This window comes from Acidovorax sp. SUPP3434 (assembly GCF_030159015.1).
Lineage (GTDB): Bacteria > Pseudomonadota > Gammaproteobacteria > Burkholderiales > Burkholderiaceae_C > Paracidovorax.
Map to the genome: position 1 here is coordinate 513,715 of NZ_BQXL01000003.1, position 24,295 is coordinate 538,009.

General features: G+C 68.6%; 18 protein-coding genes and 1 pseudogene. 14 read left to right on the forward strand and 5 right to left on the reverse strand.

The genetic code is table 11. The features are described from left to right. Nucleotides 1-22: 22 nt before the first annotated feature. The 8 genes and pseudogenes from AVKW3434_RS24230 to AVKW3434_RS08800 all read left to right on the forward strand — a co-directional run. Nucleotides 23-484: pseudogene (locus AVKW3434_RS24230) on the forward strand (FAD/NAD(P)-binding protein); the annotation flags it as partial. A 505-nt stretch (nt 485-989) separates the two neighbouring features. Beyond that, nucleotides 990-1,472, forward strand: a complete 483-nt coding sequence (locus tag AVKW3434_RS08770) for an FAD/NAD(P)-binding protein (RefSeq protein WP_284405509.1) — start codon at nt 990-992, stop codon at nt 1,470-1,472. 68 nt (nt 1,473-1,540) lie between these two features. After that, entirely contained in the window at nt 1,541-2,824 is a 1,284-nt protein-coding gene (guaD, locus tag AVKW3434_RS08775; RefSeq protein WP_284405510.1) for a guanine deaminase, read from the forward strand. 96 nt (nt 2,825-2,920) lie between these two features. Next, a complete protein-coding gene (gene dcd, locus AVKW3434_RS08780) occupies nt 2,921-3,487 on the forward strand; it encodes a dCTP deaminase (protein WP_272564912.1) in 567 nt (188 codons plus the stop codon). A gap of 157 nt (nt 3,488-3,644) precedes the next feature. Next, entirely contained in the window at nt 3,645-3,968 is a 324-nt protein-coding gene (locus AVKW3434_RS08785) for a hypothetical protein (RefSeq protein WP_284405511.1), read from the forward strand. A gap of 156 nt (nt 3,969-4,124) precedes the next feature. Then, complete coding sequence (locus AVKW3434_RS08790; protein ID WP_284405512.1) at nt 4,125-4,358, forward strand: hypothetical protein; 234 nt, start codon at nt 4,125-4,127, stop codon at nt 4,356-4,358. A gap of 97 nt (nt 4,359-4,455) precedes the next feature. Further along, the gene (gene ypfJ, locus AVKW3434_RS08795) at nt 4,456-5,334 is read left to right on the forward strand and encodes a KPN_02809 family neutral zinc metallopeptidase (protein ID WP_284402275.1); all 879 of its coding nucleotides are present in this window, start codon (nt 4,456-4,458) and stop codon (nt 5,332-5,334) included. Nucleotides 5,335-5,501: 167 nt separating this feature from the next. Continuing rightward, a complete protein-coding gene (locus AVKW3434_RS08800) occupies nt 5,502-6,971 on the forward strand; it encodes a DEAD/DEAH box helicase (RefSeq protein ID WP_272564908.1) in 1,470 nt (489 codons plus the stop codon). 92 nt (nt 6,972-7,063) lie between these two features. On the opposite strand, the gene AVKW3434_RS08805 is transcribed toward AVKW3434_RS08800, so the two are convergent. Beyond that, a complete protein-coding gene (locus AVKW3434_RS08805) occupies nt 7,064-7,909 on the reverse strand; it encodes a symmetrical bis(5'-nucleosyl)-tetraphosphatase (protein ID WP_284405513.1) in 846 nt (281 codons plus the stop codon). Here AVKW3434_RS08805 and AVKW3434_RS08810 point away from each other — a divergent pair. The 6 genes from AVKW3434_RS08810 (at nt 7,880) to AVKW3434_RS08835 (ending at nt 19,223) form a co-directional block, all read left to right on the forward strand. Continuing rightward, on the forward strand, nt 7,880-8,110 hold the full coding sequence (locus tag AVKW3434_RS08810; protein WP_284405514.1) for a hypothetical protein: 231 nt from the start codon (nt 7,880-7,882) through the stop codon (nt 8,108-8,110). The two genes, AVKW3434_RS08805 and AVKW3434_RS08810, sit on opposite strands and share 30 nt — an antisense overlap. A gap of 46 nt (nt 8,111-8,156) precedes the next feature. Then, nucleotides 8,157-8,447, forward strand: a complete 291-nt coding sequence (locus tag AVKW3434_RS08815) for an H-NS histone family protein (RefSeq protein WP_272548868.1) — start codon at nt 8,157-8,159, stop codon at nt 8,445-8,447. Nucleotides 8,448-8,980: 533 nt separating this feature from the next. Beyond that, complete coding sequence (locus AVKW3434_RS08820) at nt 8,981-11,896, forward strand: aconitate hydratase (RefSeq protein WP_284405515.1); 2,916 nt, start codon at nt 8,981-8,983, stop codon at nt 11,894-11,896. 74 nt (nt 11,897-11,970) lie between these two features. After that, nucleotides 11,971-15,309, forward strand: a complete 3,339-nt coding sequence (locus tag AVKW3434_RS08825) for an EAL domain-containing protein (RefSeq protein WP_284405516.1) — start codon at nt 11,971-11,973, stop codon at nt 15,307-15,309. 77 nt (nt 15,310-15,386) lie between these two features. Continuing rightward, nucleotides 15,387-17,909 (forward strand): putative bifunctional diguanylate cyclase/phosphodiesterase, encoded by a 2,523-nt coding sequence (locus AVKW3434_RS08830; RefSeq protein WP_502869045.1) that lies wholly within the window; start codon nt 15,387-15,389, stop codon nt 17,907-17,909. 102 nt (nt 17,910-18,011) lie between these two features. Continuing rightward, nucleotides 18,012-19,223, forward strand: coding sequence for an FAD-dependent monooxygenase (locus tag AVKW3434_RS08835; RefSeq protein WP_284405517.1), 1,212 nt, complete (start codon nt 18,012-18,014; stop codon nt 19,221-19,223). A gap of 110 nt (nt 19,224-19,333) precedes the next feature. On the opposite strand, the gene AVKW3434_RS08840 is transcribed toward AVKW3434_RS08835, so the two are convergent. The 4 genes from AVKW3434_RS08840 to AVKW3434_RS08855 form a co-directional block, all read right to left on the reverse strand. After that, on the reverse strand, nt 19,334-20,575 hold the full coding sequence (locus tag AVKW3434_RS08840; protein ID WP_284405518.1) for an MFS transporter: 1,242 nt from the start codon (nt 20,573-20,575) through the stop codon (nt 19,334-19,336). Between the two features lie 37 nt (nt 20,576-20,612). After that, a complete protein-coding gene (locus AVKW3434_RS08845; protein ID WP_284405519.1) occupies nt 20,613-21,218 on the reverse strand; it encodes a hypothetical protein in 606 nt (201 codons plus the stop codon). 102 nt (nt 21,219-21,320) lie between these two features. Continuing rightward, complete coding sequence (locus tag AVKW3434_RS08850; protein ID WP_284405520.1) at nt 21,321-22,763, reverse strand: amidase; 1,443 nt, start codon at nt 22,761-22,763, stop codon at nt 21,321-21,323. 17 nt (nt 22,764-22,780) lie between these two features. After that, a complete protein-coding gene (locus AVKW3434_RS08855) occupies nt 22,781-24,271 on the reverse strand; it encodes an ABC transporter substrate-binding protein (protein WP_284402286.1) in 1,491 nt (496 codons plus the stop codon). Nucleotides 24,272-24,295: the final 24 nt, after the last annotated feature.

Genomic DNA, 24,295 nt, shown 5'->3' on the forward strand with positions numbered 1-24,295 from the left:
CACCCGCGAAGGAGACATGAGCATGGCCAGGATCGCCATCATCGGGGGCGGCTGCAGCGGCACCCTCGTCACGCAAGCGCTGAGCCGCATGGGCGGCCAAGCCGGGATTTCCGAGGTGCTGCTGTTCGACGAGTCCGGCGGGTTCGGCCCGGGACTGCCTTACGGCCGGGACACCAACGACGGCGAGTTCATCCTCAACATGGCTTCGTCGTTGCTGAGCGCCCGGGCCGGCGAGCCGGACGGGTTCGACCGCTGGCTGCAGCAACTCTGCGCGGGGCAGGCCGAAGCGCCCGGGGGATACGTGCGGCGCTCGCTCATGGGAGCCTACCTGCAGGATGTCGCCCACCAGGCCGAGAGCGCGTTTGCCGCGCGCGGCGTGAAGCTGGTGCGCGTGGCGCAGGCGGTGACCGACATCGAGCGCGGGGCCAGCGGCTTTCACGTGGCCACGGCCCAGCATGCCTGGCATGTGGACCAGGTCGTGCTGGCGCTGGGGCATCTCAAAAAGCGGTCGCCGTTTCCGGGCGTGGCGCACTACCACGCGAACCCATACCACGACCTGGGCGCCATCAAGGCCGAACTGCCGCGGAACGCACGCATCGGCATCCTCGGCACCAAGCTCACGGCCATCGACATGGCGCTGCTGCTCGGCCGGCTCGGTGTGGAGCGCATCCACATGTTTTCCCATTCCGGTCAGCTGCCCCTGGTGCGCGGCGCCCTGCCCACCACGCCCCTGGTGCGCCCCGAGCACCGCTATGCGGGCGACACGCTGCGCGGCTTCCTGCGCTGGTTCCGCGAAAGCCATCCTTGTGGGCACGAATACCCGGGCCTCATGACGATCCGCGACCCCCTGGTCCGCATCGGCCGGGAGATCGAGGCGGCCCAGGCCGTGCGCAACTGGCAGCTGCAGCTGGACGCCACCAAGGAGGACATCGACTGCTACTGGGCCGCGCTGCGTCCGGACCAGAAGCGCCAAATACCAGGGCCTTTGGATGAGCTACCGGCACCCGATGCCGCTGGACAACGCGCGCAAGGTCCAGGCGCTGCTCCAGGCGGGCCGGCTGACCGTGCACCCCGGCTACCGGGCCACCCGGCTGGCGGAGGGCCGGCCGGGATTCCAGGTGGAGCTGGCCGGCGGAATGCTGGCGCTCGACGGCATCCTGGATGCGACCGGCGTGGCCGGCAACTTGGCGCGCATCGATTCGCCGCTCATCGAGAACCTGATCGACCGTGGCCTGATCCGCCAGCACGAACTGGGCGGCATCGCGATCGATGCGCAGAGCCTTCAGGTGCTGGGCCAGCCCGGCCTGTTCGCCATCGGGGCGCTGACCCAGGGCGCGCTGTTCTACGTGTCTGCCATCGAGCGGCTTTTGCTGCACGCCCAGCGCATTGCGGGGCAACTGGGCCGCTCAGCCGCTCCGACAGCGGCGCAGGACCGCGAGGCGTTGCGGCCCCGGGAGCGGGTGGCGGTGTAGCGCCGCCGGTATGGGCCCCATGCGCTGCGGCGCATGAAAGGCGCCGTGCCCGGCGTTAAGCTGCCGCCATGCAAATCTACCGCTCCGGCCTGCTGCGTTTCGCCGACGACCATTCGGCCCTGTATGAAGAAGACGGCCTGCTGGCCATCGGCCCCGATGCCCAGGGGCGCCAGCGCGTCCAGGCCGCAGGCGCCTGGAACACCCTGGCGGCCCAATACGCACAGTGGCCGGTGGTGCACTGGCCCGGCCGCATCATCGCGCCGGGGTTCGTCGACATGCACGTGCATTTTCCGCAGACCGACGTGATCGGCTCGCCCGCCGACGGCCTGCTGCCCTGGCTGGAAAACTACACCTTTCCCCACGAGTCCCGCTTTGCCGATCCAGCCTATGCCGCCGGCGTGGCCACCGTGTTCCTGGACGAATTGCTGCGCAACGGCGTGACGACCGCGCTCACGTTCGCCACCTCGCACCCGGCGTCGGTGGACGCGCTGATGGGCGAGGCCCAGGCGCGCGGACTGCGCCTGATCGCCGGCAAGGTGCTGCAGGACCGCCACTCGCCCGATGGCGTGCGCGACCAGACCGAGCAGTCCCTGCGCGACACTGAATCGCTGATCCGCCGCTGGCACGGCCAGGACCGGCTGGGCTATGCCATCACGCCGCGTTTTGCGCCCAGCTGCACCGAGGCCCAGTTGCGCGGCGCGGGCGAACTGGCCGCGCAATATCCCGACGTATGGATTCAGTCGCACGTGGCCGAGAACCTGGACGAGATCCGATGGGCCCGCGAACTGTTTCCCGCGGCCCGCAGCTACCTGTCGGTGTACGACGATTTCGGGCTGATGCGCGAGCGCGCCGTGTACGCCCACTGCATCCACTTCGACGATGCCGACCGGGCGCTCATGCGCGACACCGGCGCGGTGGCGGCGGTCAGCCCCACCAGCAACCTGTTTCTGGGCAGTGGCTTCTTCGACTACGCCGGGGCCGACCGGGTCGGCTTTCGCTACGGATTGGCGAGCGATGTGGGGGGCGGCACGAGCTTCAGCCCGTTCCACACCATGCTCGCCGCCTACTATGTGGGGCGCGAAGGGCAGACGAAGCCCGGCCTGTCGCTGTCGCCGCAGGCGCTGTGGTGGCAGCACACGGCCGGCGCGGCGCGCGCGCTGGGGCTGGCGGGCGTCATCGGCAACCTGCAGCCCGGGTGCGAGGCCGACTTCGTGGTGCTGGATCCGCGCGCCACGCCGCTGCTGGCGCGCAAGACCGCGCACGCGGCCAACCTGGACGAACTGCTCTTCGCGATGATCGTGCTGGGCGACGACCGGGTGATCGAGCGCACCGTGGTTTCCCAAGCCGAATAGGCCCCTGGCGCAGGTTGCACTAGCGCATGTCGCTATGAAAAATATAGTGCCTGCCCGCGCGTCCTCTCTACAATGGCGGCCCAGCAGGAGTGAGCAATGAGCATCAAAAGCGACAAGTGGATTCGCCGCATGGCAGAGCAGACCGGAATGATCGAGCCCTTCGAGCCGGGCCAGGTCCGTGAGGCGGAAGGCCGCAAGATCATCAGCTACGGCACCAGCAGCTATGGCTACGACATCCGCTGCGCGCCGGAATTCAAGGTGTTCACCAACATCCACAGCACCGTGGTGGACCCGAAGAACTTCGATGAAAAGAGCTTCGTCGACTTCGAAGGCGACAGCTGCATCATCCCGCCCAACAGCTTCGCGCTGGCACGCACGGTGGAGTACTTTCGCATTCCCCGCAACGTGCTGACCATTTGCCTGGGCAAGAGCACCTATGCCCGCTGCGGGATCATCGTGAACGTGACGCCGTTCGAGCCCGAGTGGGAGGGCTATGTCACGCTGGAATTCAGCAACACCACCCCGCTGCCGGCCCGCATCTATGCCGGCGAGGGATGCGCCCAGGTGCTGTTCTTCGAAAGCGACGAGGTTTGTGACGTGAGTTACAAAGACCGGGGCGGCAAATACCAGGGCCAAAGCGGCGTCACGCTGCCCAAGGCCTGATGCGGGCCTGATTTTTCGGGCGGTGGAGTCCTACACTGCCACGGCTTTTTTGCCGTGAGCGAGGGCGGCTACGGTTTTTTACGATTCAGCCAGGTTCTGTGTTGCATTCGGTTGAATGCTGTAAATCCCACGCAGAACGCTGCCTGAGGATCCCACCATGCCTGCCACCCACCACGCCGTATCGTCTTTCCAGGCCGAGCGCACGGGCCTTTCGCATGTGCTGCACGAGGCTTCGGGAGGCAGCACCCACCGCTGCTATTGGCCCGCCGAAGCGCTCGATGCCTTCCTGCTGCAGATGGCCGCCCGTGGCCATTGCATCAGCGCCGCCATGATGCTCGGCGACCGCACTTACGCCATGCAGCAGATCGAACGGGCCCGTGCCCTTCCGGGATGCGCCCTGCAAGACCTGGTGCAGGAGTTGTCCGGGTATTTCGAAGACGCCGAGCCCGCCGCCGCCAGCGTGCACTGGTGCACGCGTTGATCCAGGCAGGGAGCGCCTGAAGGTCGGCGCGTTGCAGGGGGTGTCGCCAGACCGGCTCCGTCCTACGCCCCCGCAGGCCATCGACCGGGTTTTCGGCTCTGGTGCGCTGCCTAGCATCCCATCCATCCATTTCAGACCCATCCGCAAGAGACCGCCATGCACGACGATTTTCATCCCCCCGTGTCCCCCGCCCCGACGCTGCGCCCTTGGCCCATCGTGATCGGCAGCGTGGTGATCGCGGCGCAACTCGTCGCGCTGGGCTGGGTGGTGCAGGGGCAGGTGCAGCAGGCGTCGGAGCGCCAGGCGCACTGGGCCCCCCGGGGCCTGCAGAGTTCACCGGCCACCTATGCAGCGGTGGACGCGCCCTCGTTCAGCGAGCCGCAGCCTTGATGCGGAAGCGAATCGACCCATGGGAACCGCTGCCCGGTGTGCGGCGCGGGCGTAACATCCGGCGCACCGCATCCGCAGGTGCGAGCAGGAGAACCGTATGAAATGGGAAGGCAACCGCGAATCGGACAACGTCGAGGACCGCCGTGATGGCGGCGGCGGTGGGGGCATGCCGGTGTTCGGCGGCCGCAGCATCGGCATCGGCACCATCGTGGTGGCGTTGCTGGGGGGCTGGATTTTTGGGATCAATCCCTTGACCATTCTGGGACTGCTGAGCGGCGGCGGAGGCGCTCCCGCCCAGGTCCAGCAGGCGCCGGCACACCGCCCGCCGGCCGACGACAAGATGGCGCGATTCGTCTCCACCGTGCTGGCCGACACCGAAGACGTGTGGACCGACATCTTCCGCCAGGGTGGCAACGCCTATCAGGACCCGAAGCTCGTGCTGTTCCGTGGCTCCACACCCACTGCCTGCGGCACCGGCCAGGCAGCGATGGGCCCGTTCTACTGCCCCGGCGACCGCAAGGTGTACATCGACCTGGGCTTCTATGAAACCTTGAAGAACCGGCTGGGCGCGCCTGGGGATTTCGCCCAGGCCTACGTGATCGCCCACGAGGTGGGCCACCACGTCCAGAACCTGCTGGGCATCAGCGCCAAAGTGGACCAGATGCGCGGCCGCGTCAGCCAGGTGCAGTACAACCAGCTGTCCGTGCGTCTGGAACTGCAGGCCGACTGCTTCGCCGGGGTCTGGGCCCACCATGCCCAGAATGCCCGCCAGATCCTGGAGCAGGGCGACGTAGAAGAGGCCATGAACGCCGCGGCCAAGATCGGGGACGACGCTCTGCAGCGGGCGGGCGGCGGCGCCGTCGTGCCGGACAGCTTCACCCACGGCACCAGTGCGCAGCGCCAGCGGTGGTTCCATGCCGGCCTGGAAAACGGCAGCGTGAAGGCTTGCGACACGTTTTCGGCCCGCAGCCTGTAGTGTGAACGCCGCAGTGGAAGCGTTCACCCTGCAATGCTTGGGGTGGCGTTTGCGCTTTTACAGCCATCGTATGGTGCTATGAATTGAATAGCATCGTGCCTTTGGCGCACGAATGCCTACCCGAAAAAACACCCCGTTCAGCCCCTGGTGCGACAATAGCGGGCTAAATGACAAGTTCTTTCTCCAATTTATCGCTGGCTGAACCGCTGGCACGCGCCGTGGCCGAAATGGGCTACGAGTCCATGACGCCCATTCAGGAGCAGGCCATTCCGGTCGTCTTGACTGGCAAGGACGTGATGGGTGCGGCCCAGACGGGCACCGGCAAGACGGCCGCCTTCTCGCTGCCCTTGCTGCAGCGCCTGCTCAAGCACGAAAACAGCTCTACCTCCCCCGCCCGCCATCCGGTGCGCGCCCTGGTGCTGCTGCCGACGCGGGAGCTGGCCGACCAAGTCGCCCAGCAGGTCGCCCTGTACGCCAAGTACACCAAGCTGCGCAGCACCGTGGTGTTCGGAGGCATGGACATGAAGCCGCAGACGCTGGAGCTGAAAAAAGGCGTGGAAGTGCTCGTGGCCACGCCCGGTCGGCTGCTGGACCACATCGAAGCCAAGAATGCGGTGCTGAACCAGGTCGAGTACGTGGTGCTCGACGAAGCCGACCGCATGCTGGACATCGGCTTCCTGCCCGATCTGCAGCGCATCCTCTCGTACCTGCCCAAGCAGCGCACCACGCTGCTGTTCAGCGCCACGTTCTCCCCCGAGATCAAGCGCCTGGCGGGCAGCTACCTGCAAGACCCGATCACGATCGAAGTGGCCCGCCCCAACGAAACGGCTTCCACGGTGGAGCAGCGTTTCTACAGCGCCAACGACGACGACAAGCGCCGTGCCATCCACCAAGTGCTGAAGACGCGGGGCCTGAAGCAGGCGTTCATCTTCGTGAACAGCAAGCTCGGCTGTGCCCGGCTGGCCCGGAGCCTGGAGCGCGAAGGCCTCAAGACCGCGGCGTTGCACGGCGACAAGAGCCAGGACGAACGCTTGAAGGCGCTCGATGCCTTCAAGCAGGGCGAAGTGGATCTGCTGGTGTGCACCGACGTGGCGGCACGCGGACTGGACATCAAGGATGTGCCGGCCGTGTTCAACTTCGATGTGCCGTTCAATGCCGAGGATTACGTGCACCGCATCGGTCGCACGGGCCGTGCAGGCGCCTCGGGCCTAGCGGTCACGCTGGTGTCCAGCAGCGACACGCGCCTGGTGGCGGACATCGAAAAGCTCATCAAGAAGAAGATCGATCTCGAAGCCCTCGAGTACGAGGAAGACCGCCCGCGCGGCCGCATCAACGATGGCCAGCGCGCATGGCGCGAGGATGGCCAGCGTGAAGGTGGCCGGCGTGAGCGGGGCGGCGAGGCGCACGACCCGCGTGGCAGCGCGCCGCGCAGCAGCTACCGCGCCCCTTCGGCACCCCGCGATCCGTTCTTTGACAAGCCCTACGAGGCACCGGCCACCGAGGCGGCGCCCCATTGGGAGTCTGCGGCCAAGGCCCAGCCGGCGCGCAGCGGCATCTCGGCCAACATCAAGCCCAAACGCAAGGTGGCGGCCCTGTTCAAGGCCGTGCAGCCCGAGACCGAAACCTCTTCGCAGTGAGCCCCCCGGTCCGATCCGTCGGCCGGGGCCTGATTCGCTGAGGCCTTGGGTGAGTCCTTATCGCCGTTGGACGGCGGGTGGCTCGTTCGTGTTCAGGCCCCAGGCTTTTGCGCCTCCTCGCAATCGACATGGCAGTGCTCACGGTCTGCCAGCGTTCGGCCGAACCGGACCGCGCTGAGGCAGCCGCCCCATACGCAACCGGTGTCCAGCGCCAGCAGGTTGGCTCGGTTCATCCAGCCCAGGGTGGACCAGTGCCCGAACGCCACCAGCCTGTCCTGCGTTTTGCGGCCCGGTGCTTCGAACCACGGCACCAGGCCGGCTGGGGCAGCGCTGGCACCCTCGCTGCTCTCGAAATCCATGGCGCCCTCAGGTGTGCAGAAGCGCAATCGGGTGAGGGCGTTGACGATCACGCGCAAGCGGTCCGTCCCGGTCAGCGTGGGGTCCCAGCGGTCGGGGGTGTTGCCGTACATGGCGTGAAGGAATGCGGGCATGTCGGCCCCGCGCAGCACGGCTTGCACCTCGTCGGCATTCGCCAGCACGTCCTGGGCCGACCACGAGGGCAATACGCCCGCGTGGACCATCAACAGGGGCTCTCCACCATGCACATGCTGGCGTGCCAGCGGCTGATGGCGCAGCCAGTCCAGCAGGGCCTCGCGGTCGGGTGCCTGCAGCACCTGGTCCAGCGTGTCGCGGCGGGAAGGCTTGCGGGCCCCGTGGGCGGCCGCCAGAAGATGCAGGTCGTGGTTGCCCAGCAGGCTGCGCAGGCTGTCGCCCTGATGCATGCAGCGGCGCAGCACGGCAGCGGAATCAGGGCCCCGATTCACCAGGTCGCCCAGCAAATAAACCGTGTCGCGGCTGGGAGAGAACCCGATGTGGTCCAGCAGGCGCTGCAATGCCGTGTCGCAGCCTTGAATATCCCCGATGCAGTAGAGCGCCATGGCGTTTCCGAAGGTGGTAAACCCGCATTGTCGCGGCTGGACGAAGCCGTGCCAGGTAATCGCCCAGGCCGCGATGCCCCGGCCGGGGCAAATCAGGGCGCGCGCTTCGATATGGCTGAGCTGGCAGAGTTCCCCGAAATTCCAGAAATCAGCGGGTTATTCAAAGGGTGGATTGCGCCCGCTTTCTCTGCACGATATTGAAAGATACCTATAATGCGGCCTTCGTTATTAATCTCCGTACATCACCATGAGCACTAGCTACAAAGACCTGCTGAAACAGCGCGAAGAACTTGAGCAGCAAATCGGCGAAGCACGTCGCCGCGAACTTTCCGATGCCATCAATCAGGTTCGCAATCTGGTGGCGGAGTATGGTTTGACCGCTCAGGACGTATTTCCCACGGGCCGTGCCCGCAGTGCCAGCGCTGGCGTCAAAGTCGCTCCCAAATACCGCGATCCCGCGACGGGCCAGACGTGGACGGGCCGTGGCAAGGCGCCCAAGTGGATCCAGAACCAAGACCGCGAGCAATTCGCCATTTGAGTGCAAGCCTTGAATTCCAGATCGCGCGCAGGCACTGCCCGCGCTGCGGATTGGCAAGAGCAACCCACGCAATAAAAAGCCCGCCTTGGCGGGCTTTTTTCATGGCTGCGAATACCGTGCCGTTCGGTTTGACTGCATGGGCAGCCCAGGCGGTTTTCCTGGCTTCCCTTTCATCGGTGCACTGGCCGCTTTCGGGCGCTGCGCTCTGCCTCCAAATCCCAGCCATTGGGAGTTGGCTTAACCTTCTTGAGCGGCAATGCTGCCCAGCCGATTAATTTCAAGAGAAGTCATCGGATAAAAATGGAGATTCCGCAGGGCGGTATTTTGTTAATCGAATGGCACGCGATATATGGCGCTGCATCTACCCGCGCTGCTGTTCCCATGGCGTAGGACGGCAGGCCTTGCGATCGGGCGTTTCTTCTGGAGTTTGGCGGTGGACTCTCTGAAATGTCCTGCATGCGATTACCCCACGATTGCATCGATATGTAGGACTGCCAGAATAGGTGCTCTCGTCCCCACAGGAGTAGCACTACATGGCCTCGATGTCACCCCCGGTTTCCCGCCACGCGTTCGCATCCACCCTGAAGAATTTCACGACGGGGTCCGGCAAAAGCGGCAAGTTCTATTCGCTTCCGGCACTGGCCAAGCAATACCCGTCGATCAAACGGCTCCCGGTTTCGATTCGGATCGTTCTGGAATCGGTGCTGCGCAACTGCGATGGCCGCAAGGTCACGGCGGAACATGTGGAGCAGTTGTCGCGCTGGCAGGCAGTGGCCGACCGCAAAGACGAGATTCCCTTCGTCGTGTCGCGCGTGGTGCTGCAGGATTTCACCGGCGTGCCCTTGCTGGCCGATCTGGCCGCCATGCGCAGCGTGGCCCAGCGCCTGGGCAAGAAGCCCAAGAAGATCGAGCCGCTGGTGCCCGTGGATCTGGTGGTGGACCACTCCATCATGGTGGACCACTACGGAACGAAAAAGGCGCTGGACCTGAACATGAAGCTGGAATTCCAGCGCAACCGCGAGCGCTACGAATTCATGAAGTGGGGTATGCAGGCATTCGATACCTTCGGCGTGGTGCCGCCCGGGTTCGGCATCGTCCACCAGGTCAATCTGGAATACCTGGCGCGAGGGGTGCACAAGAGGGCCGATGGCGTGTACTACCCCGACACGCTGGTGGGAACGGACAGCCACACGACCATGATCAACGGCATCGGCGTGGTGGGCTGGGGCGTGGGCGGCATCGAGGCCGAGGCGGCGATGCTGGGCCAGCCGGTGTATTTCCTGACCCCGGACGTGGTGGGCTTCGAGCTGACCGGCCAGTTGCGCGAAGGCGTGACCGCCACCGATCTGGTGCTGACGGTGACCGAGATCCTGCGCCAGCACAAGGTGGTGGGCAAGTTCGTGGAATTCTTCGGCGAGGGCACGCGCACGCTGTCGCTGCCCGACCGGGCCACCATCGGCAACATGGCACCCGAGTACGGCGCGACGATGGGGTTTTTCCCGGTGGACGAAAAGACCATCGATTACTTCAAGGGCACCGGCCGCACCGACAGCGAGATCGAAGCGTTCGAGGCGTATTTCCGCGCCCAGGGCCTGTTCGGCGTGCCGCTCGCCGGCGAAATCGACTATTCCAAGATCGTGCGCCTGCACCTGGGCGATGTGACCCCCAGCCTCGCAGGACCGAAGCGGCCCCAGGACCGTATCGAGCTGGGCAACGTGAGCAGCGACTTCGTGTCGCTGTTCAGCAAGCCCGCGGCGGAAAACGGCTTCAACCGCCCGGCCGAACTGCTGCACACGCGGCACCACATCCACCGGGGCGACGAGGGCGTGAGCGAGGCGGTTCCCGCCGAGAAGCCGGCCCCTGCGGGTGGCCCGCGTTTCCTGGTCGAGATGGAGCACAACAAGCCGCCGCTGGCGGTCACGCATGCCGATGCCGCCGTGCGCCTGCCGACCAAGGGGGTGGACCCCACCATCGGCAACGGCGACGTGCTGATCGCCGCCATCACGAGCTGCACCAACACCTCCAATCCGAGCGTGCTGCTGGCCGCCGGCCTGCTGGCCAAGAAGGCCGTGGAGGCCGGCCTGAAAGTGCGGCCGCACATCAAGACCTCGCTCGCGCCCGGCTCCCGCATCGTCACGGAGTACCTCACCGAAACCGGTCTGATGCCCTACCTGGAAAAGCTCGGGTTCGCGCTGGCGGGCTATGGCTGCACGACCTGCATCGGCAACGCCGGCGACCTCGCGCCCGAGCTGAACGAGGCCATCACCGGCAACGATCTGGTCTGCGCGGCGGTGCTGTCGGGCAACCGCAATTTCGAGGCCCGCATCCACCCCAACATCAAGGCCAACTTCCTGGCCAGCCCGCCGCTGGTGGTGGCGTACGCGATCGCCGGCACGGTGCTGCGCGACCTCATGACGGAGCCGGTGGGCAAGGGCAAGGGCGGGCGCGACGTGTACCTGGGCGACATCTGGCCCACCAGCGATGAAATCCACGCGTTGATGCGCTTCGCCATGAACGGCAAGGCCTTCCGCGACAACTACGGCAAGGTCAAGACCGATCCGGGCGCGCTCTGGAACAACATCAAGGGCGTGAAGGGCGACACCTACGACTGGCCCGCCAGCACCTACATCGCGGAGCCGCCCTTCTTCGCGCGGTTCACGCTGGATGCCAAGGAGCGGGCGGTGGGCGCGGACGGCTCCAAGGCATCGGAGTCGGTCGTGGGTGCACGCATCATGGCGCTGTTCGGCGACTCGATCACCACCGACCACATCTCGCCGGCGGGCTCCATCAAGGAGACCTCGCCCGCTGGGCAGTGGCTGCTGCACAACGGCGTGATGAAGCAGGACTTCAACAGCTACGGCGCTCGCCGCGGCAACCACGATGTGATGATGCGCGGCACCTTCGCCAACGTGCGCATCAAGAACCTGATGATTCCGCCCACCGCCGACGGCTCGCGCGAGGAGGGCGGCGTCACGCTGTTCCAGAACGAGGGGGAACTACAGGGCACGAAGATGTTCATCTTCGATGCGGCCATGAAGTACATCGCCCAAGACACCCCCACCGTGATCTTCGCGGGCGAGGAGTACGGCACCGGCTCCAGCCGCGATTGGGCGGCCAAGGGCACGCAGCTGTTGGGCATCAAGGCGGTGGTGGCCAAGAGCTTCGAGCGCATCCACCGTTCCAATCTCGTGGGCATGGGCGTGCTGCCCCTGCAGTTCAAGGCGGGCGATTCCTGGGAGTCGCTGGGCCTGACCGGCAACGAGACGATCGACGTGGCTCCCGATTCGGAACTCACCCCGCAAAGCGACGCGCTGCTGACGATTCGCCGGGCCGACGGGTCGCGCCAGGAGGTCACGGTCACGCTGCGCATCGACACGCCGATCGAGGTGGACTACTACCGCGCCGGCGGCATCCTGCCCTATGTGCTCCGGCAGTTGTTGACCGCTTGATTGGGGGACATCCGCCCAGGGGGCGAGCGGCCCGATACACTTGTGACGATATGTTCAGGTAACCCGCCGCCGCCATGACCCCCCCTCCCCACCGTCCGGTCACTGCAGCCATCGCGCGGACGCTTCTGTCGGAGGCGCCCGCGGTCACGCTGATGCTGGTGGTGGCAGTGCTGGCGCTGCTGCTGGTGCCGGTGGTGCAACTGCTGGGTTCGGGCCTGCAGGGGCTGCACGGCCTCGAGCCTTTCCTCGACATGGTGGTGGTGCTCATCGGCCTGCTGGCCGTGGCGGTGTCCCTGCACATGCTCGACGATACGCAGCAAGGCCGCGCCAACGTGCTCGTGGCCGGGCTGGCGACCGCTGCGGTCTGTAATTTCCTTCACGCCGTCCTGCTGCACCAGATGGAAAGCATGGCGTCCGTCACGCGGGCGAATGTCTCTTCCTACTTCGGATTGCTGGCCCATGGGTTCGAGGCTCTGACCCTGCTGCTGTTCGCCTTGCGGGTGTCGTTCCACGGGCCCGGTCGGGCCTGGGCCGTGGCCTCGGCCGGTGTGTCGCTGGTGCTCGTGTGGTCCGCCTCCAGCGGATTGCCCGAGCAGTTCGGGCTGGCGCACGGCGAGCGCTTCGCCATGGGGGCGGACGGGTTGCTCGGCGGCACCATGGCCGTGGCCGCCTGGATGATGTACCGGGTGCACGACACCGCCCGCAGGGAGCGCGGCCGGGGGCGCCGGCGCATCATGGCCTGTGCGGCCGCCGCCCTGGCGCTGGCGGAATTCGCCATGCTGCTGTACCCGCTGCATCCGGTTTTCGTCGACACGTTCGCACACGCCTTGCGCGTGCTGGGGTATGCGCTGATGTTCCAGGCGGTGTTCATCGCCGGCATCCGCATGCCGTTCGCCCGGGCGCGCGAGGCGGAGGCCCGGCTGCTGGAAAGCGAACGCCGCCTGCAGCTGCTGGGCCGCAACCTGCCCGACAGCGTGCTGTACCAGCGCGTGCGCGAGGCGGACGGCCGCTGGCATTTCGTGCACATGGGCGATGCGATCGAGCGCTTGAACGGCATTTCGGCCCAGGCGGTGGTGAACGATGCCACCCTGTTCTTCGAGCAGATGGAGCCGCAGGACCGCCTGGCCTGCGCGGCGTCGGACGAGGCGTCCTACCGCACCATGGGCGTCGGCGACTCGGTGGTGCGCATGCGCGTGGCCAACGGCCAGTTGCGCTGGATGCGGATGAGCTCCACCCCCCGGCCGCTGGACAAGGGCCGCGTGATCTGGGACGGCGTGCTGACCGACGTCACCGAGCAGCGGGAGGCCCAGGACCTGAGCCGCGCGCACGAGGTGCAACTGGCGAGCCTGCTCAGCCACCTGCCGGGCGGTGTCTCGCGGCTGGACCGCGATCTGCGCATCGTGTACGTGAACCCTTCGCAGGCGCACTGGCTGCGCCGACCGGTCGATGAGCTCGAAGGTCAGTTCCTCGTGGACGTGCTGCCCGCCGACCTGATGGCCCCGATCCAGCCGCATTTCGACCGGGCGCTGGAGGGCGAGACAGTGGTGTTCGAGCACCGCATTCCCAAAACCCATGGCGCCCAGTTCTGGCACACCACGCTGGTGCCGGAAGTCGCCGCTGATGGCCGCACGGTGGCCGTGGTGGTGTTCGCGTTCGACCTGACCGAGCAAAAGCGCATGGCGCTGGAACTCACGCAGCAGCGCACCCGCCTGGCCAGCCTGGTGAGCGCGATCCCCGACGTGGTGTTCCTCAAGGATGCGAACGGCTGCTACCTGTCGTGCAACCCCGTTTTCGAGCGTTTCATCGGGCGGCGCGAGCGCGACATCATCGGCCTGTCGGACGACGATCTCCTACCCGCCGTCGAGGCCCAGCGGGTGCGCCAGCTCGACCAGCGCGCCATGGCTGCCTGGCAGCCACTGGTGTACGAGGAGACCCTCACGTTCCAGGAAGACGGCTACGAGGGCTACTTCGAAACCATCAAGACCCCCATCCGCGACCTGCACGGCCACGTCACCGGGCTGCTGGGCGTGTGCCGCGACATCACCGACCGCAAGAAGGCCGAGCAGCAGATCGAACTGCTGGCCTTCTTCGATGCGCTCACCGGCCTGCCCAACCGCCGCCTTCTGCTGGACCGCCTGCAGCGCGCCAGCGCCGTCTGCCAGCGCAACGGCCAACTGGGCGCGTTGCTGTTCATCGACCTGGACAACTTCAAGGACCTGAACGACACGCTCGGCCACGACATGGGCGACCAGCTGCTGGCGCAGGTCGCCACGCGCCTGGTGTCGTGCGTGCGGGCCACCGACACGGTGGCGCGCTTCGGCGGCGACGAGTTCGTGGTGATGCTGGAAAACCTCGACGCCGGCCTGACCGAGGCGGCCACGCAGGCCGAGCACGTGGCCGACAAGCTCTTGCTGCAGCTCAACCAGCCCTTCATGCTGGGCACGCAGCAGCACTACAGCACGCCGAGCATCGGCATCACGCTGTTCGGCGACCAGCCGCGCAGTGTGGACGAGCTGCTCAAGCGCGCCGACCTGGCCATGTACCAGGCCAAAGCCGAAGGCCGCAACACGCAGCGCTTTTTCGACCCGGAGATGCAGGCCCAGGTGCACGCCCGTTCGCACCTGGAAGCCGACCTGCGCCAGGGGTTGGCCCGCCAGGAACTCGCGGTGCACTACCAGCCCATCGTGGACCACCGCGCGCAGCTGTGCGGCGCCGAAGCCCTGGTGCGCTGGCACCACCCCGGGCGCGGCATGATCAGCCCCGGCGACTTCATCCCGCTGGCCGAGCAGACCGGGCTCATCCTGCCGCTGGGGCGCTTCGTGCTCGAATCGGCGTGCGAGCAACTGGTGCGCTGGGCCGAGCACCCCGACACCGCGCGGCTGACCATCGCCGTCAACGTGAGTGCCCGGCAGTTCCGGCAGCCGGCCTTCGCGGCCGAGGTGCTGGAGACCCTGCAGCGCACGGGCGCCAATCCCCAGCGGCTCAAGCTGGAGCTCACCGAGAGCCTGCTGCTGGGCGACATCGAGGATGCGATCCAGCGCATGGCCCAGCTCAAGAAGCAGGGCGTGGGCTTCTCGCTCGACGACTTCGGCACGGGCTATTCGTCGCTCAGCTACCTGAAGCGCCTGCCGCTGGACCAGGTCAAGATCGACCAGGGCTTCGTGCGCGACGTGCTCACCGATCCCAACGACGCCGCCATCGTGCGCACCATCCTCGCCCTGGCCAAGAGCCTGGACCTGCAGGTGGTCGCCGAAGGGGTGGAAACCACCGGGCAGCTGGCGTTTCTCAAGCTGCACGGCTGCGAAGGCTTCCAGGGCTACCTGTTCGGCCGGCCGAGCCCGGTGGCCCAGTTCGAACGCGACCAGCAATTGCCGGGCGCCCTGCCCACGGCCGCAGAAGCTGGCATGGCATGAGCGCGCTGCCCACCGTTTCCCCTGCCGCTGCCGCCCCGTGCCCTCTGGGAACGGGCGGCGCGCCGGTATCCACCGCCATGGCCGCGCGGCCGCGCATCGGCTGGGTGGGCACCGGTGCGGCACCGGCCCGCGCGGCGATGCGATGGCTGTCCAGCCACCGCCCCGACTGGGAGGTGTCCCCCGCGGATTTCGCGGCCGGCCGCGATGGCGTGGCGCGGTCTCCCGCGTTCGCCGTGCCGGCGGCCTGCCAGGCGCTGGTGCTGGACCTGGAACGCGGTGCCACCGCCTTGCCGGACTGGGCGGCGCAGGGGCGCATCCAGCCGCTGGTGCTCTGCCTGGACCCGGCGCAGGAGGCACTCGCCGCGCGTGCCCTGCGCCTGGGCCCCGGGGATTACGTGCTGCGCGCCGAAGGCGGCGCGCACCTGCCGCAACTGGCCCAGCGGCTGGCGGCGCTGCTGCAGGCGCATGCGCCACACGGTCCGGTGCCCGCCGCCGCGCCCGCGCTGCCGTGGCCGGACGAACCCCCTTCGCAGCGCGCGCTGCTGCAGACCACGCTGGCCAGCATGAGCCAAGGCCTGTACACCGTGGGGCCTGACGGCCGCATCACCGTCTACAACGACCGGGTGCTGGAGTTGCTGGAGCTGCCGCGCGCATTGCTCGATGCCCGGCCCACGCTGATGGAGCTCAAGCAGCTGCAGCAAGCGCGCGGCGATTTCGGCGAAAGCGCCGAACTGGTCGATGCGCAGGCGCGGGCCTATGTGCAAAGCGCTGGCGGCATTCCGTCGCCCGCGGTGTACTGGCGCCGCACGCGCCACGGGCGCACGCTGGAGGTGCACACCACGCAGCTGCCCGATGGCGGCATGGTGCGCACCTTCACCGATGTGACCGACCACGTGCGCACCCAGGCCGAACTGCGGGTGAGCGAGGCGCGCTTTCGCAGCCTGAGCGACCTTTCCTCCGACTGGTACTGGGAGCAGGACGCATCCTTCCGGTTCATCCACTTCGTGGGTGGGCGCAACCCGGTGGGCATGGAGCCCGGCGAAGTCGTGGGACGCACCCGCTGGGAGCTGGGCGCCCTCAACATGACCGAGGAGGACTGGGCGGCCCACCGCCGGCTGCTCGATGCGCGCGAGCCGTTCCGGGAGCTCGAACTGCAGCGGCTGGCATCGGACGGCACGGCCTACTGGGTGTCGATCAGCGGCGTGCCCGTGTTCGACGAGGCCGGTGCGTTCCAGGGCTACCGGGGCGTCGGCCGCAGCATCACCGACCGCAAGCAGGTCGAGGCCGAGATCGAGCGGCTGGCGTTCTTCGACGTGCTCACCGGCCTGCCCAACCGGCGGCTGCTGATCGACCGGCTCTACCGCGCCACGCTGTCCGTCGGCCGCACGGGGCGGCACGGCGTGCTGCTGTTCATCGACCTGGACAACTTCAAGGACCTGAACGACACGCTCGGCCACGACATGGGCGACCGCCTGCTGGTGCAGGTCGCCCAGCGCCTGCAAGGCTGCGTGCGCCAGAGCGACACCGTGGCCCGGTTCGGCGGCGACGAGTTCGTGGTGCTGGCCGAGGGGCTGCCCGCCGAGGCCTGGGCCGCCAGCGCCGATGCCTCGCTGCTGGCGCGCAAGATCGGCAACGCCCTGAGCTTGCCGTACCTGCTGGACGGCATCAGCCACCACAGCACGCCGAGCATCGGGCTCACGCTCTTCGGCGAATCCGCCGGCAGCGTGGACGACCTGCTCAAGCACGCCGACATGGCCATGTACCAGGCCAAGGCGGCCGGCCGCAACGCCGTGCGCTTCTTCGACCCCGGCATGCAGGCCGCCGTCAGCGCGCGGGCTGCGCTGGAAGCCGAGCTGCGCCGCGCGCTGCAGGTGGGCGAGCTGATGCTGCACTACCAGCCCATCGTGGACCGGCGCGGCCAGATGCTCGGTGCCGAGGCGCTGGTGCGCTGGCAGCATCCGCAGCGCGGCATGGTGTCGCCGGGCGAGTTCATCCCTGTGGCCGAGCAGAGCGGACTCATCGTGCCGCTGGGGCAGTGGGTGCTGGAGCACGGCTGCCGGCAGCTCGTGGCCTGGTCCCGCAGCGCGGCCACGGCGCACCTGGTGCTGTCGGTGAACGTGAGCGTGCGCCAGTTCCGCCAGCCCGACTTCGTCGATCAGGTGCTGCAGGCGCTGCGCGAGAGCGGGGCGCAGCCGCGGCTGTTCAAGATCGAACTGACGGAAAGCCTGCTGCTCACCGACGTGGAGGACGTGATCGCCCGCATGGAAAAGCTGCGCTCGCACGGCGTGGGCTTTTCGCTGGACGACTTCGGCACCGGCTACTCGTCGCTCAGCTACTTGAAGCGCCTGCCGATTGACCAGCTCAAGATCGACCAGGGCTTCGTGCGCGACGTGCTCACCGATCCCAACGACGCCGCCATCGTGCGCACCATCCTCGCCCTGGCGCACAGCCTGGACCTGGACGTGGTGGCCGAGGGCGTCGAAACCACGGGCCAGCTGCAGTTCCTGCAGCGCCACGGCTGCCATGCGTTCCAGGGCTACCTGTTCGGGCGCCCGGCGCCGGCCACGGTGCTGGAGCGGGCGGTGCGGCCCGCGCTCTGAGCCCCTGCGGGGCCGGCACCCGGCCCTTGCGAAGGGCGGGATCGCTTCTTCCTTGATCTGCCCCCTGCGGGTGCCAGCCCTGCCGCGGGCACAATCGCCCGCATGCAGAAACAACAGGTGTTGGTCGCCGGCGGTGGCATCGGCGGGCTCGCGGCGGCGCTGGGCGCCTCCCGGGCGGGATGGGACGTGCGCCTGTACGAGCGCGCCGAGGCCTTCAGCGAAGTGGGCGCGGGCGTGCAGCTCGGCCCCAACGTCGTGCGCCGGCTGCAGGCCTGGGGCCTGCAGCACCGGCTGCAGTCGGTGGCCGCGTTCCCGGAGCGTCTGCAGGTGCGCAGCGCGCTGAGCGGTGCCGAACTGGCCGTTTTGCCCCTCGGGCCCACGGCCGTGGCGCGCTACGGCGCGGCCTACGCCACCATCCACCGCGCCGACCTGCACGGGCTGCTGCTCGCCGCCGTCACCAAGTACACCGACACGCAGATCTCGCTGGCCCACGCCATCGACCATTTCTCCGATGCCGAGGGCGTCGTCACCGTGCGCACCAGCCGCGGCAAGGAGGTGGAGGGCGATGCGCTGGTGGGCGCCGATGGCCTGTGGAGCCGCACACGCGCCGCGCTGCTGGGGGACGCGCGCCCGCGTGTGACGGGGCACCTGGCCTACCGCGCGCTGGTGCCGCAGCACGCCCTGCCCGACGTGCTGCGCACCCGCCAGGTCACCGCGTGGCTGGGGCCGCGCCTGCATGCCGTGCAGTACCCGGTGCGCCGGGGCGAGCTGCAGAACCTGGTGGTGATCGTGCAAGGGCCGGCGCCGCACGACCTGGAGGGCTGGGACCACGCCGCCAACGCCGCCGGACTGGCGTCGGCGCTGCGCGGTGCCTGCCCCGCGCTGCAGCAGGCGGTGAGCGGCGTGGCCGACGCCGGCGGCGGCTGGCGCCTGTGGCCGCTGTGCGATCGCCCGCCCGTGCGGGGCGCCGACGGCATGGCGCGCGGTCGGGTCGCCCTGCTGGGCGATGCCGCGCACCCCATGCGGCCCTACCTCGCACAAGGCGCCGGCATGGCCATCGAGGACGCCGCCGAACTGCAGCGCGCCCTGTCCATGCACGACCTCGACGTGCCCCTGCGCCTGCGCCGCTACGCCCTCAACCGCTGGCAGCGCAACGCCCGGGTGCAGGCGCGCTCCACGCGCAACGGGCGGATCTTCCACGCCACCGGCCCGGTGCGCTGGGCGCGCGATGCCTCGCTGCGGCTGCTGGGCGAGCGCCTGCTGGACGTGCCCTGGCTTTACCGGGGCGATGGCTCCAGCGCCAGCTCCTTGTAGTTTGCTATTGAATTTATAGCGATATGCCCTAGTGTCGATTGCGCTGGAGGCCGATTGGGCTTGAAGCCCGGTTGCGGCCTGGGGCGCAGTGGCCGGCCGCGCCCTCCCGCTCAGGCATGCGCTGGCGCGGGCAGCCGCAGGAAGGCCAGCACGCCGGCGGCCAGCAGCGCCGCGATCGTCAGCATCACGGCCGTGTATGGCTCCACGCCGTGCGCCGCTGCCATGGCCGCAGCCACGCCGGTCAGCCACTGCATCAGCGCCACGCCGAGGAACATCGCCATGGTGAACACGGCCATGGCTCGGCCCGTCATCGCGGCGGGGTAGGCCGAGCGCACGTCGGCGTACTGCAGCACCATGTAGCCCGACAGCAGCCCCACGCCGATGGCGCCGCCCACGTCCAGCCAAGCCTGTTGCACGAGGCCGATGGCGAGGAACACCAGGGCCAGCACGCCGGTGAACCCGGCGATCCAGCGCCGGCGCCGCGCGGGGCCCGGGTCCAGCCGCCCGAACAGCGCGGGGCTGAAGAGCGACACGAGCGACACCACCACGGCCACGTTGCCGCTTTGCACCAGCGAGAAGCCGTGCCGCTCGATCAGCAGCGGCCCCAGCCACAGCCCGCGCAGTGCGAGGAACGATGCATAGGTGTTGAGCGCCAGCAGCACGATGCCTGCCGTGTGCGGCAGCAGGAACAGCGCCGCGAAGCCGCGCACGGCGGCGCCCACCGATTCGCGCGGGGCGCCGTCAGCGTGCGGCCGCGCGGGCTCGTGCACCTTCCAGAAGATCAGCAGCCACGCCAGCGCGGCCAGGCCCGCCAGCACGCCGAACCCCCAGCGCCACGACGCGTGCTGCACCAGCCAGGCCAGCGGCGTGCCCGTGAACAGCATGCCCAGGCCGCCGACGCCCATGGACACGCCCGACACCACCGCGAACCGCTGGGCCGGAAAATGCCGCGCGATGAACACGGTGCACACCAAAAAGGCCGGGGCGCAGCCCACGCCGATCAGCGCCTGCCCGAGCAGCACCAGTCCGTAGCCCGGCGCCAGCGCCGAGAGCAGCGCGCCCGCGATGGCCAGTGGAAACGCCGCCAGCAGCGTGCGCCGCACGCCGTACAGGTCGATCCCGATGCCCATGAACAGCTGCATGGTGCCGAAGGCGAATGCGAAGGCCCCGGCGAAGGCACCCAGCGCCGCGGCCGACAGCCCGAACTCCGCCCGCAGGCCCGTGGCGATGATTGCGGTGATGGTGCGAAACGCCTGGCTCAGCGCAAAGCCCGACACCAGCGCCAGCAGCATGCCCCAGGCCGCGCGCGGCGCCAGAGCTGCAGGGGGCGGTGCGGCGGGCGCGGTCGGCATGGGCGATGGCGGGGTGGGGTGGGGACGATGAGGGCGGTCAGCCGTTGACCAGCGCCAGATAGGCCTTGCGCGTCTCCGGCGATACCGAGGCCACGAGCTGGTCGTAAGGCGTCTGGTGCCGCGCCATCATGCGGGCCGAGGCGACGGTCTTCGATTTGCAGAACCAGTGGCAGGTGTGCTGCATCAGGAACAGCTCGGCCGACAGGGTGAAGGCCTTGTCGCGCGCATCGCGGCCGGCTTCGTTGCGCACCGCGCGGTCGATGCCCTGGGCGTGCACCAGCAGGGCCTTGCGCATGTCGAACGCGGCCGATGGAAACAGCTGGTGGGCGAACGGCAGGCCGACCGCGATGCGGCTCACACGGGTCAGCGACGGGTCCAGGCGCGAGAACTCGGCCGTGAAGCGGTTGAACTGGTCGGTCAGCTGCGATTCGGTGGTGGTCAGCAGGCTCCAGATCTGGTCGCGCCGCTGTGGCTCGCTCTCGCCCAGGGCGCGCAGGTAGCCCTCGGTGAGGTTCTCCATCAGCTTCTCGATCTGGTAGTTGGCCAGGTGGCGCGCCAGCAGCGCGATGCGCCGGCGCTGCTGGCGGGCGTTGAGGGCGTAGGTGCCGGTGGCGATCAGGATCGCCAGAAGAAAGGTGTCCATGTGCGGGGTCGGGCCGTGGTGTCGGGAAAACGGGGGTGAAGGAAAGCAGGGCAGGCGTTGAAAGGAACATGGGCCTGAAAGGCGCGCTCGCGGGCGCACCCGTCAGGTCCCGGGGGGCTGGGGCCAGGGGCGTTGCGGCCCGCGGATCTGCTCGAAGGCATGGGCGACCTGCAGCACGCCCAGGTCGTCGAAGCGCGGCCCGGCGATCTGCAGCCCGATCGGCAGGCCCGCCGCCGTGTACCCGCAGTTCACCGAGGCGGCGGGCTGCTCGGACATGTTGAACGGCACGGTGAAGCCGATGTGCTCCAGCGGGCGCAGCGGGTCGTCGGTGGGCGAGGGCAGCTCGGCCGCGAAGGCGGGCAGGGGTGCGACGGGCGAGAGCACGTAGTCGAACGCGCTGCAGGCCTGCACCGTGGCCACGCGCGTCGCGTGGAACTGCTGGCTGGCGTGGAACACTTCGGTGCCCGACAGGCCCGCGGCGCTGTCGGCCCAGGCACGGATGTAGGGCAGCACGCGGGCGCGCCGCTCCTCGGGCAGGGTCTGCAGGTCGGTGTAGGAGCGCATGCGCCAGAAATGGTCCATGCCATCGAGCATGCCCGGCGTCATGAAGGGCGCCATGGGCTCCACCCGGGCACCGGCCGCCTCGAACCAGCGCGCGGCCTGCTCGACGGCGGCGCGCACCTCGGGGTCCACCGGCAGGCCGCAGCCGGCATCCAGCAGCAGCCCCAGGCGCAGCCCGCGCAGCCGTTCGGGCCCGCGCGCGGCATCGCCCCAGGCGATGGGCTGGAACGGCAGTCCCATGCTGTCGCGCCCATCCGGCTGGCTCAGCACCTGCATCATCAGCGCGGCGTCGGCCACGGTGCGCGTCATCGGGCCGGCGGCGCGGCCGGTGTAGGGCGGGTCGATGGGAATGCGGCCCAGGCTGGGCTTCAAACTGAAGATGCCGCACCAACTGGCTGGCAGGCGCAGCGAGCCGCCGATGTCGGTGCCGATGTGCAGCGGCCCGTAGCCCGCCGCCGCGGCCGCGCCCCCGCCGGCGCTGGAGCCCCCCGGGCCCTTGGACACATCCCAGGGGTTGCGCGCCAGCGCATGGAAGCTCGACAGGCCCGACGACAGCATGCCGTAGTCGGGCATGGTGGTCTTGGCCACGATCACCGCGCCGGCCTCGCGCATCCGCGCGGCCGGCGGGGCATCGGCCGGGGCCGGCACCAGCACCGTGGCGGCCGTGCCCAGCGGTGTGGGGTCGCCCGCGGTGGCGATGTTTTCCTTGATGGTGGCGGGCACGCCGTCCAGCAGGCCCTGCGGGGCGCCGCGCAGCCAGCGCGCCTCGCTTGCGCGGGCCTGCTCCAGGGCCGCTTCGGGGCGCAGCAGGTAGGTGGCGCACAGGTGGGGCTCCCACCGGGCGATGTGGTCCAGCACCGACTGCGTGACCTCCACCGGGGACAGGTGGCGGCTGCGGTAGGCGTCGAGCAGGGCGTGGGCGGGCAGGTCGTGCAGTGCGGATGGGGCGGACGATGCGGGCGTTGTGGAGGCGGCCTGGGGCATGGCGGGCTCGTTCACGCTCAGGCCCAAGACAGGGCCGACAGGTCGTTCACGAAGATCGGCATGTCCTTCCACAGCCCGCGCAGGTTCTTGTTGGCCACCGTGACCCATTGCGGCTGGTACAGGAAGGCATGCACGGCATCCTCGGCCAGCAGGCGCTGCGCATCGCCCAGCAGGCGCGCCCGGTCGGCGGGGCGGGCGGCGTTCTTGATCTGCTCGTACAGCGCGTTGAATTTGGGCGAGTTGTAGCCCCAGTAGTAGTCGGGCTTGGCGAAGTTGCCCAGGTCGAACGGCTCCACGTGCGAGATGAGGGTGAGGTCGTAGTTCTTGTTGCCGTAGGTGCCGCTCAGCCACTGCGCCCACTCCACGTTCTGCAGCTTGGCCACGATGCCCACCTTGGCCAACTGCGCCGCGATGACCTCGCCGCCCTGGCGCGCGTAGGGTGTGGGCGGCAGTGTCATGGTCAGCTCCAGCGGCGTCTTCACGCCGGCCTCGGCCAGCAGCTTCTTTGCCTTTTCGGGGTCGAAGGGGTTGATGCCCGTGGTGTCCAGGTAGCCGAAGGCGCCCGGCACGTAGTGGCTGCCGATCGGCACGCCCAGGCCGTCCCCGGCGCCCTGGATCACGGCCTTGCGGTCGATGGCGGCCGCGATGGCGCGGCGCACCCGCACGTCGTCCAGCGGCTTCTTCTGCTGGTTGATGGCCAGGATGGTCTTGGCGCGCGAGCCGCTCACGATCACCTGAAAACGCGGGTTGGCCTTGAACTGCGCCACGCTGCGCGGCGTGACGCGCGGGAACGCGTCCACGTCGCCCGCCATCAGGGCCGCCACCTGCGCGGCCGGGTCCGAGATGAAGCGGAAGGTCGCGCGCCGGATGTGCACCGCGTTCGCCGTGCGGTAGCCGTCCCAGCGCGCCAGCGTGACCGAGGCGCCCTTGCTCCACGATTCCAGCCGGTACGGCCCGGTGCCGACGGGCTTGGTCGCGTTGGTGTCGGCGCTGCCCGGCTCCACGATGACGGCGGTGGCCTGCCCCAGCAGGAAGAGCAGGTCGGGGTCGATGTCCTTGTTGATCACCACCACCGTGAGGTCGTCCACCACCTGCGTGGTGAGGTTGGCGAAGGTGCGCTTGTCCTTGTTGGTGCTCTTGTCGCCCGCCGCGCGCTCGAACGAGAACTTGACGGCTGCCGCGTTGAACGGCGCGCCGTTGTGGAACTTGACGTTCCCGCGCAGCTTGAAGGTGTAGGTCTTGAGGTCGGGCGAGACCTCCCAGCTTTCGGCCAGCAGCGGCGAGACGCTGCCGTCCGCGTTGATCTTGGTGAGCGGCTCGAACACGTTGTACAGCGTGATCTCGCCGATGGACGAGGCCGCACCGGCCGTCGGGTCCAGCCCCGGGGGCTCCAGCGTCATGGCGAGGGTGACGGCGTCCTTCTTGCCCTGGGCCAGCGCCTGCAGGGGCGCGGCGAGCGGCACGGTGGCCAGGGCGCCGGTGGCGAGGACGGTGCGACGGTTCAGCATGGGCGGATTCTCCGGATAGGAACA

What these genes read in the sequence shown, in the direction of transcription:
- AVKW3434_RS08770 (WP_284405509.1), top strand. Translation starts at nt 990, where the DNA reads ATGAGCTACCGGCACCCGATGCCGCTGGACAACGCGCGCAAGGTCCAG.
- guaD (WP_284405510.1), top strand. Translation starts at nt 1,541, where the DNA reads ATGCAAATCTACCGCTCCGGCCTGCTGCGTTTCGCCGACGACCATTCG.
- dcd (WP_272564912.1), top strand. Translation starts at nt 2,921, where the DNA reads ATGAGCATCAAAAGCGACAAGTGGATTCGCCGCATGGCAGAGCAGACC.
- AVKW3434_RS08785 (WP_284405511.1), top strand. Translation starts at nt 3,645, where the DNA reads ATGCCTGCCACCCACCACGCCGTATCGTCTTTCCAGGCCGAGCGCACG.
- AVKW3434_RS08790 (WP_284405512.1), top strand. Translation starts at nt 4,125, where the DNA reads ATGCACGACGATTTTCATCCCCCCGTGTCCCCCGCCCCGACGCTGCGC.
- ypfJ (WP_284402275.1), top strand. Translation starts at nt 4,456, where the DNA reads ATGAAATGGGAAGGCAACCGCGAATCGGACAACGTCGAGGACCGCCGT.
- AVKW3434_RS08800 (WP_272564908.1), top strand. Translation starts at nt 5,502, where the DNA reads ATGACAAGTTCTTTCTCCAATTTATCGCTGGCTGAACCGCTGGCACGC.
- AVKW3434_RS08805 (WP_284405513.1), bottom strand. Translation starts at nt 7,909, where the DNA reads ATGGCGCTCTACTGCATCGGGGATATTCAAGGCTGCGACACGGCATTG.
- AVKW3434_RS08815 (WP_272548868.1), top strand. Translation starts at nt 8,157, where the DNA reads ATGAGCACTAGCTACAAAGACCTGCTGAAACAGCGCGAAGAACTTGAG.
- AVKW3434_RS08820 (WP_284405515.1), top strand. Translation starts at nt 8,981, where the DNA reads ATGGCCTCGATGTCACCCCCGGTTTCCCGCCACGCGTTCGCATCCACC.
- AVKW3434_RS08825 (WP_284405516.1), top strand. Translation starts at nt 11,971, where the DNA reads ATGACCCCCCCTCCCCACCGTCCGGTCACTGCAGCCATCGCGCGGACG.
- AVKW3434_RS08830 (WP_502869045.1), top strand. Translation starts at nt 15,387, where the DNA reads ATGGCCGCGCGGCCGCGCATCGGCTGGGTGGGCACCGGTGCGGCACCG.
- AVKW3434_RS08835 (WP_284405517.1), top strand. Translation starts at nt 18,012, where the DNA reads ATGCAGAAACAACAGGTGTTGGTCGCCGGCGGTGGCATCGGCGGGCTC.
- AVKW3434_RS08840 (WP_284405518.1), bottom strand. Translation starts at nt 20,575, where the DNA reads ATGCCGACCGCGCCCGCCGCACCGCCCCCTGCAGCTCTGGCGCCGCGC.
- AVKW3434_RS08845 (WP_284405519.1), bottom strand. Translation starts at nt 21,218, where the DNA reads ATGGACACCTTTCTTCTGGCGATCCTGATCGCCACCGGCACCTACGCC.
- AVKW3434_RS08850 (WP_284405520.1), bottom strand. Translation starts at nt 22,763, where the DNA reads ATGCCCCAGGCCGCCTCCACAACGCCCGCATCGTCCGCCCCATCCGCA.
- AVKW3434_RS08855 (WP_284402286.1), bottom strand. Translation starts at nt 24,271, where the DNA reads ATGCTGAACCGTCGCACCGTCCTCGCCACCGGCGCCCTGGCCACCGTG.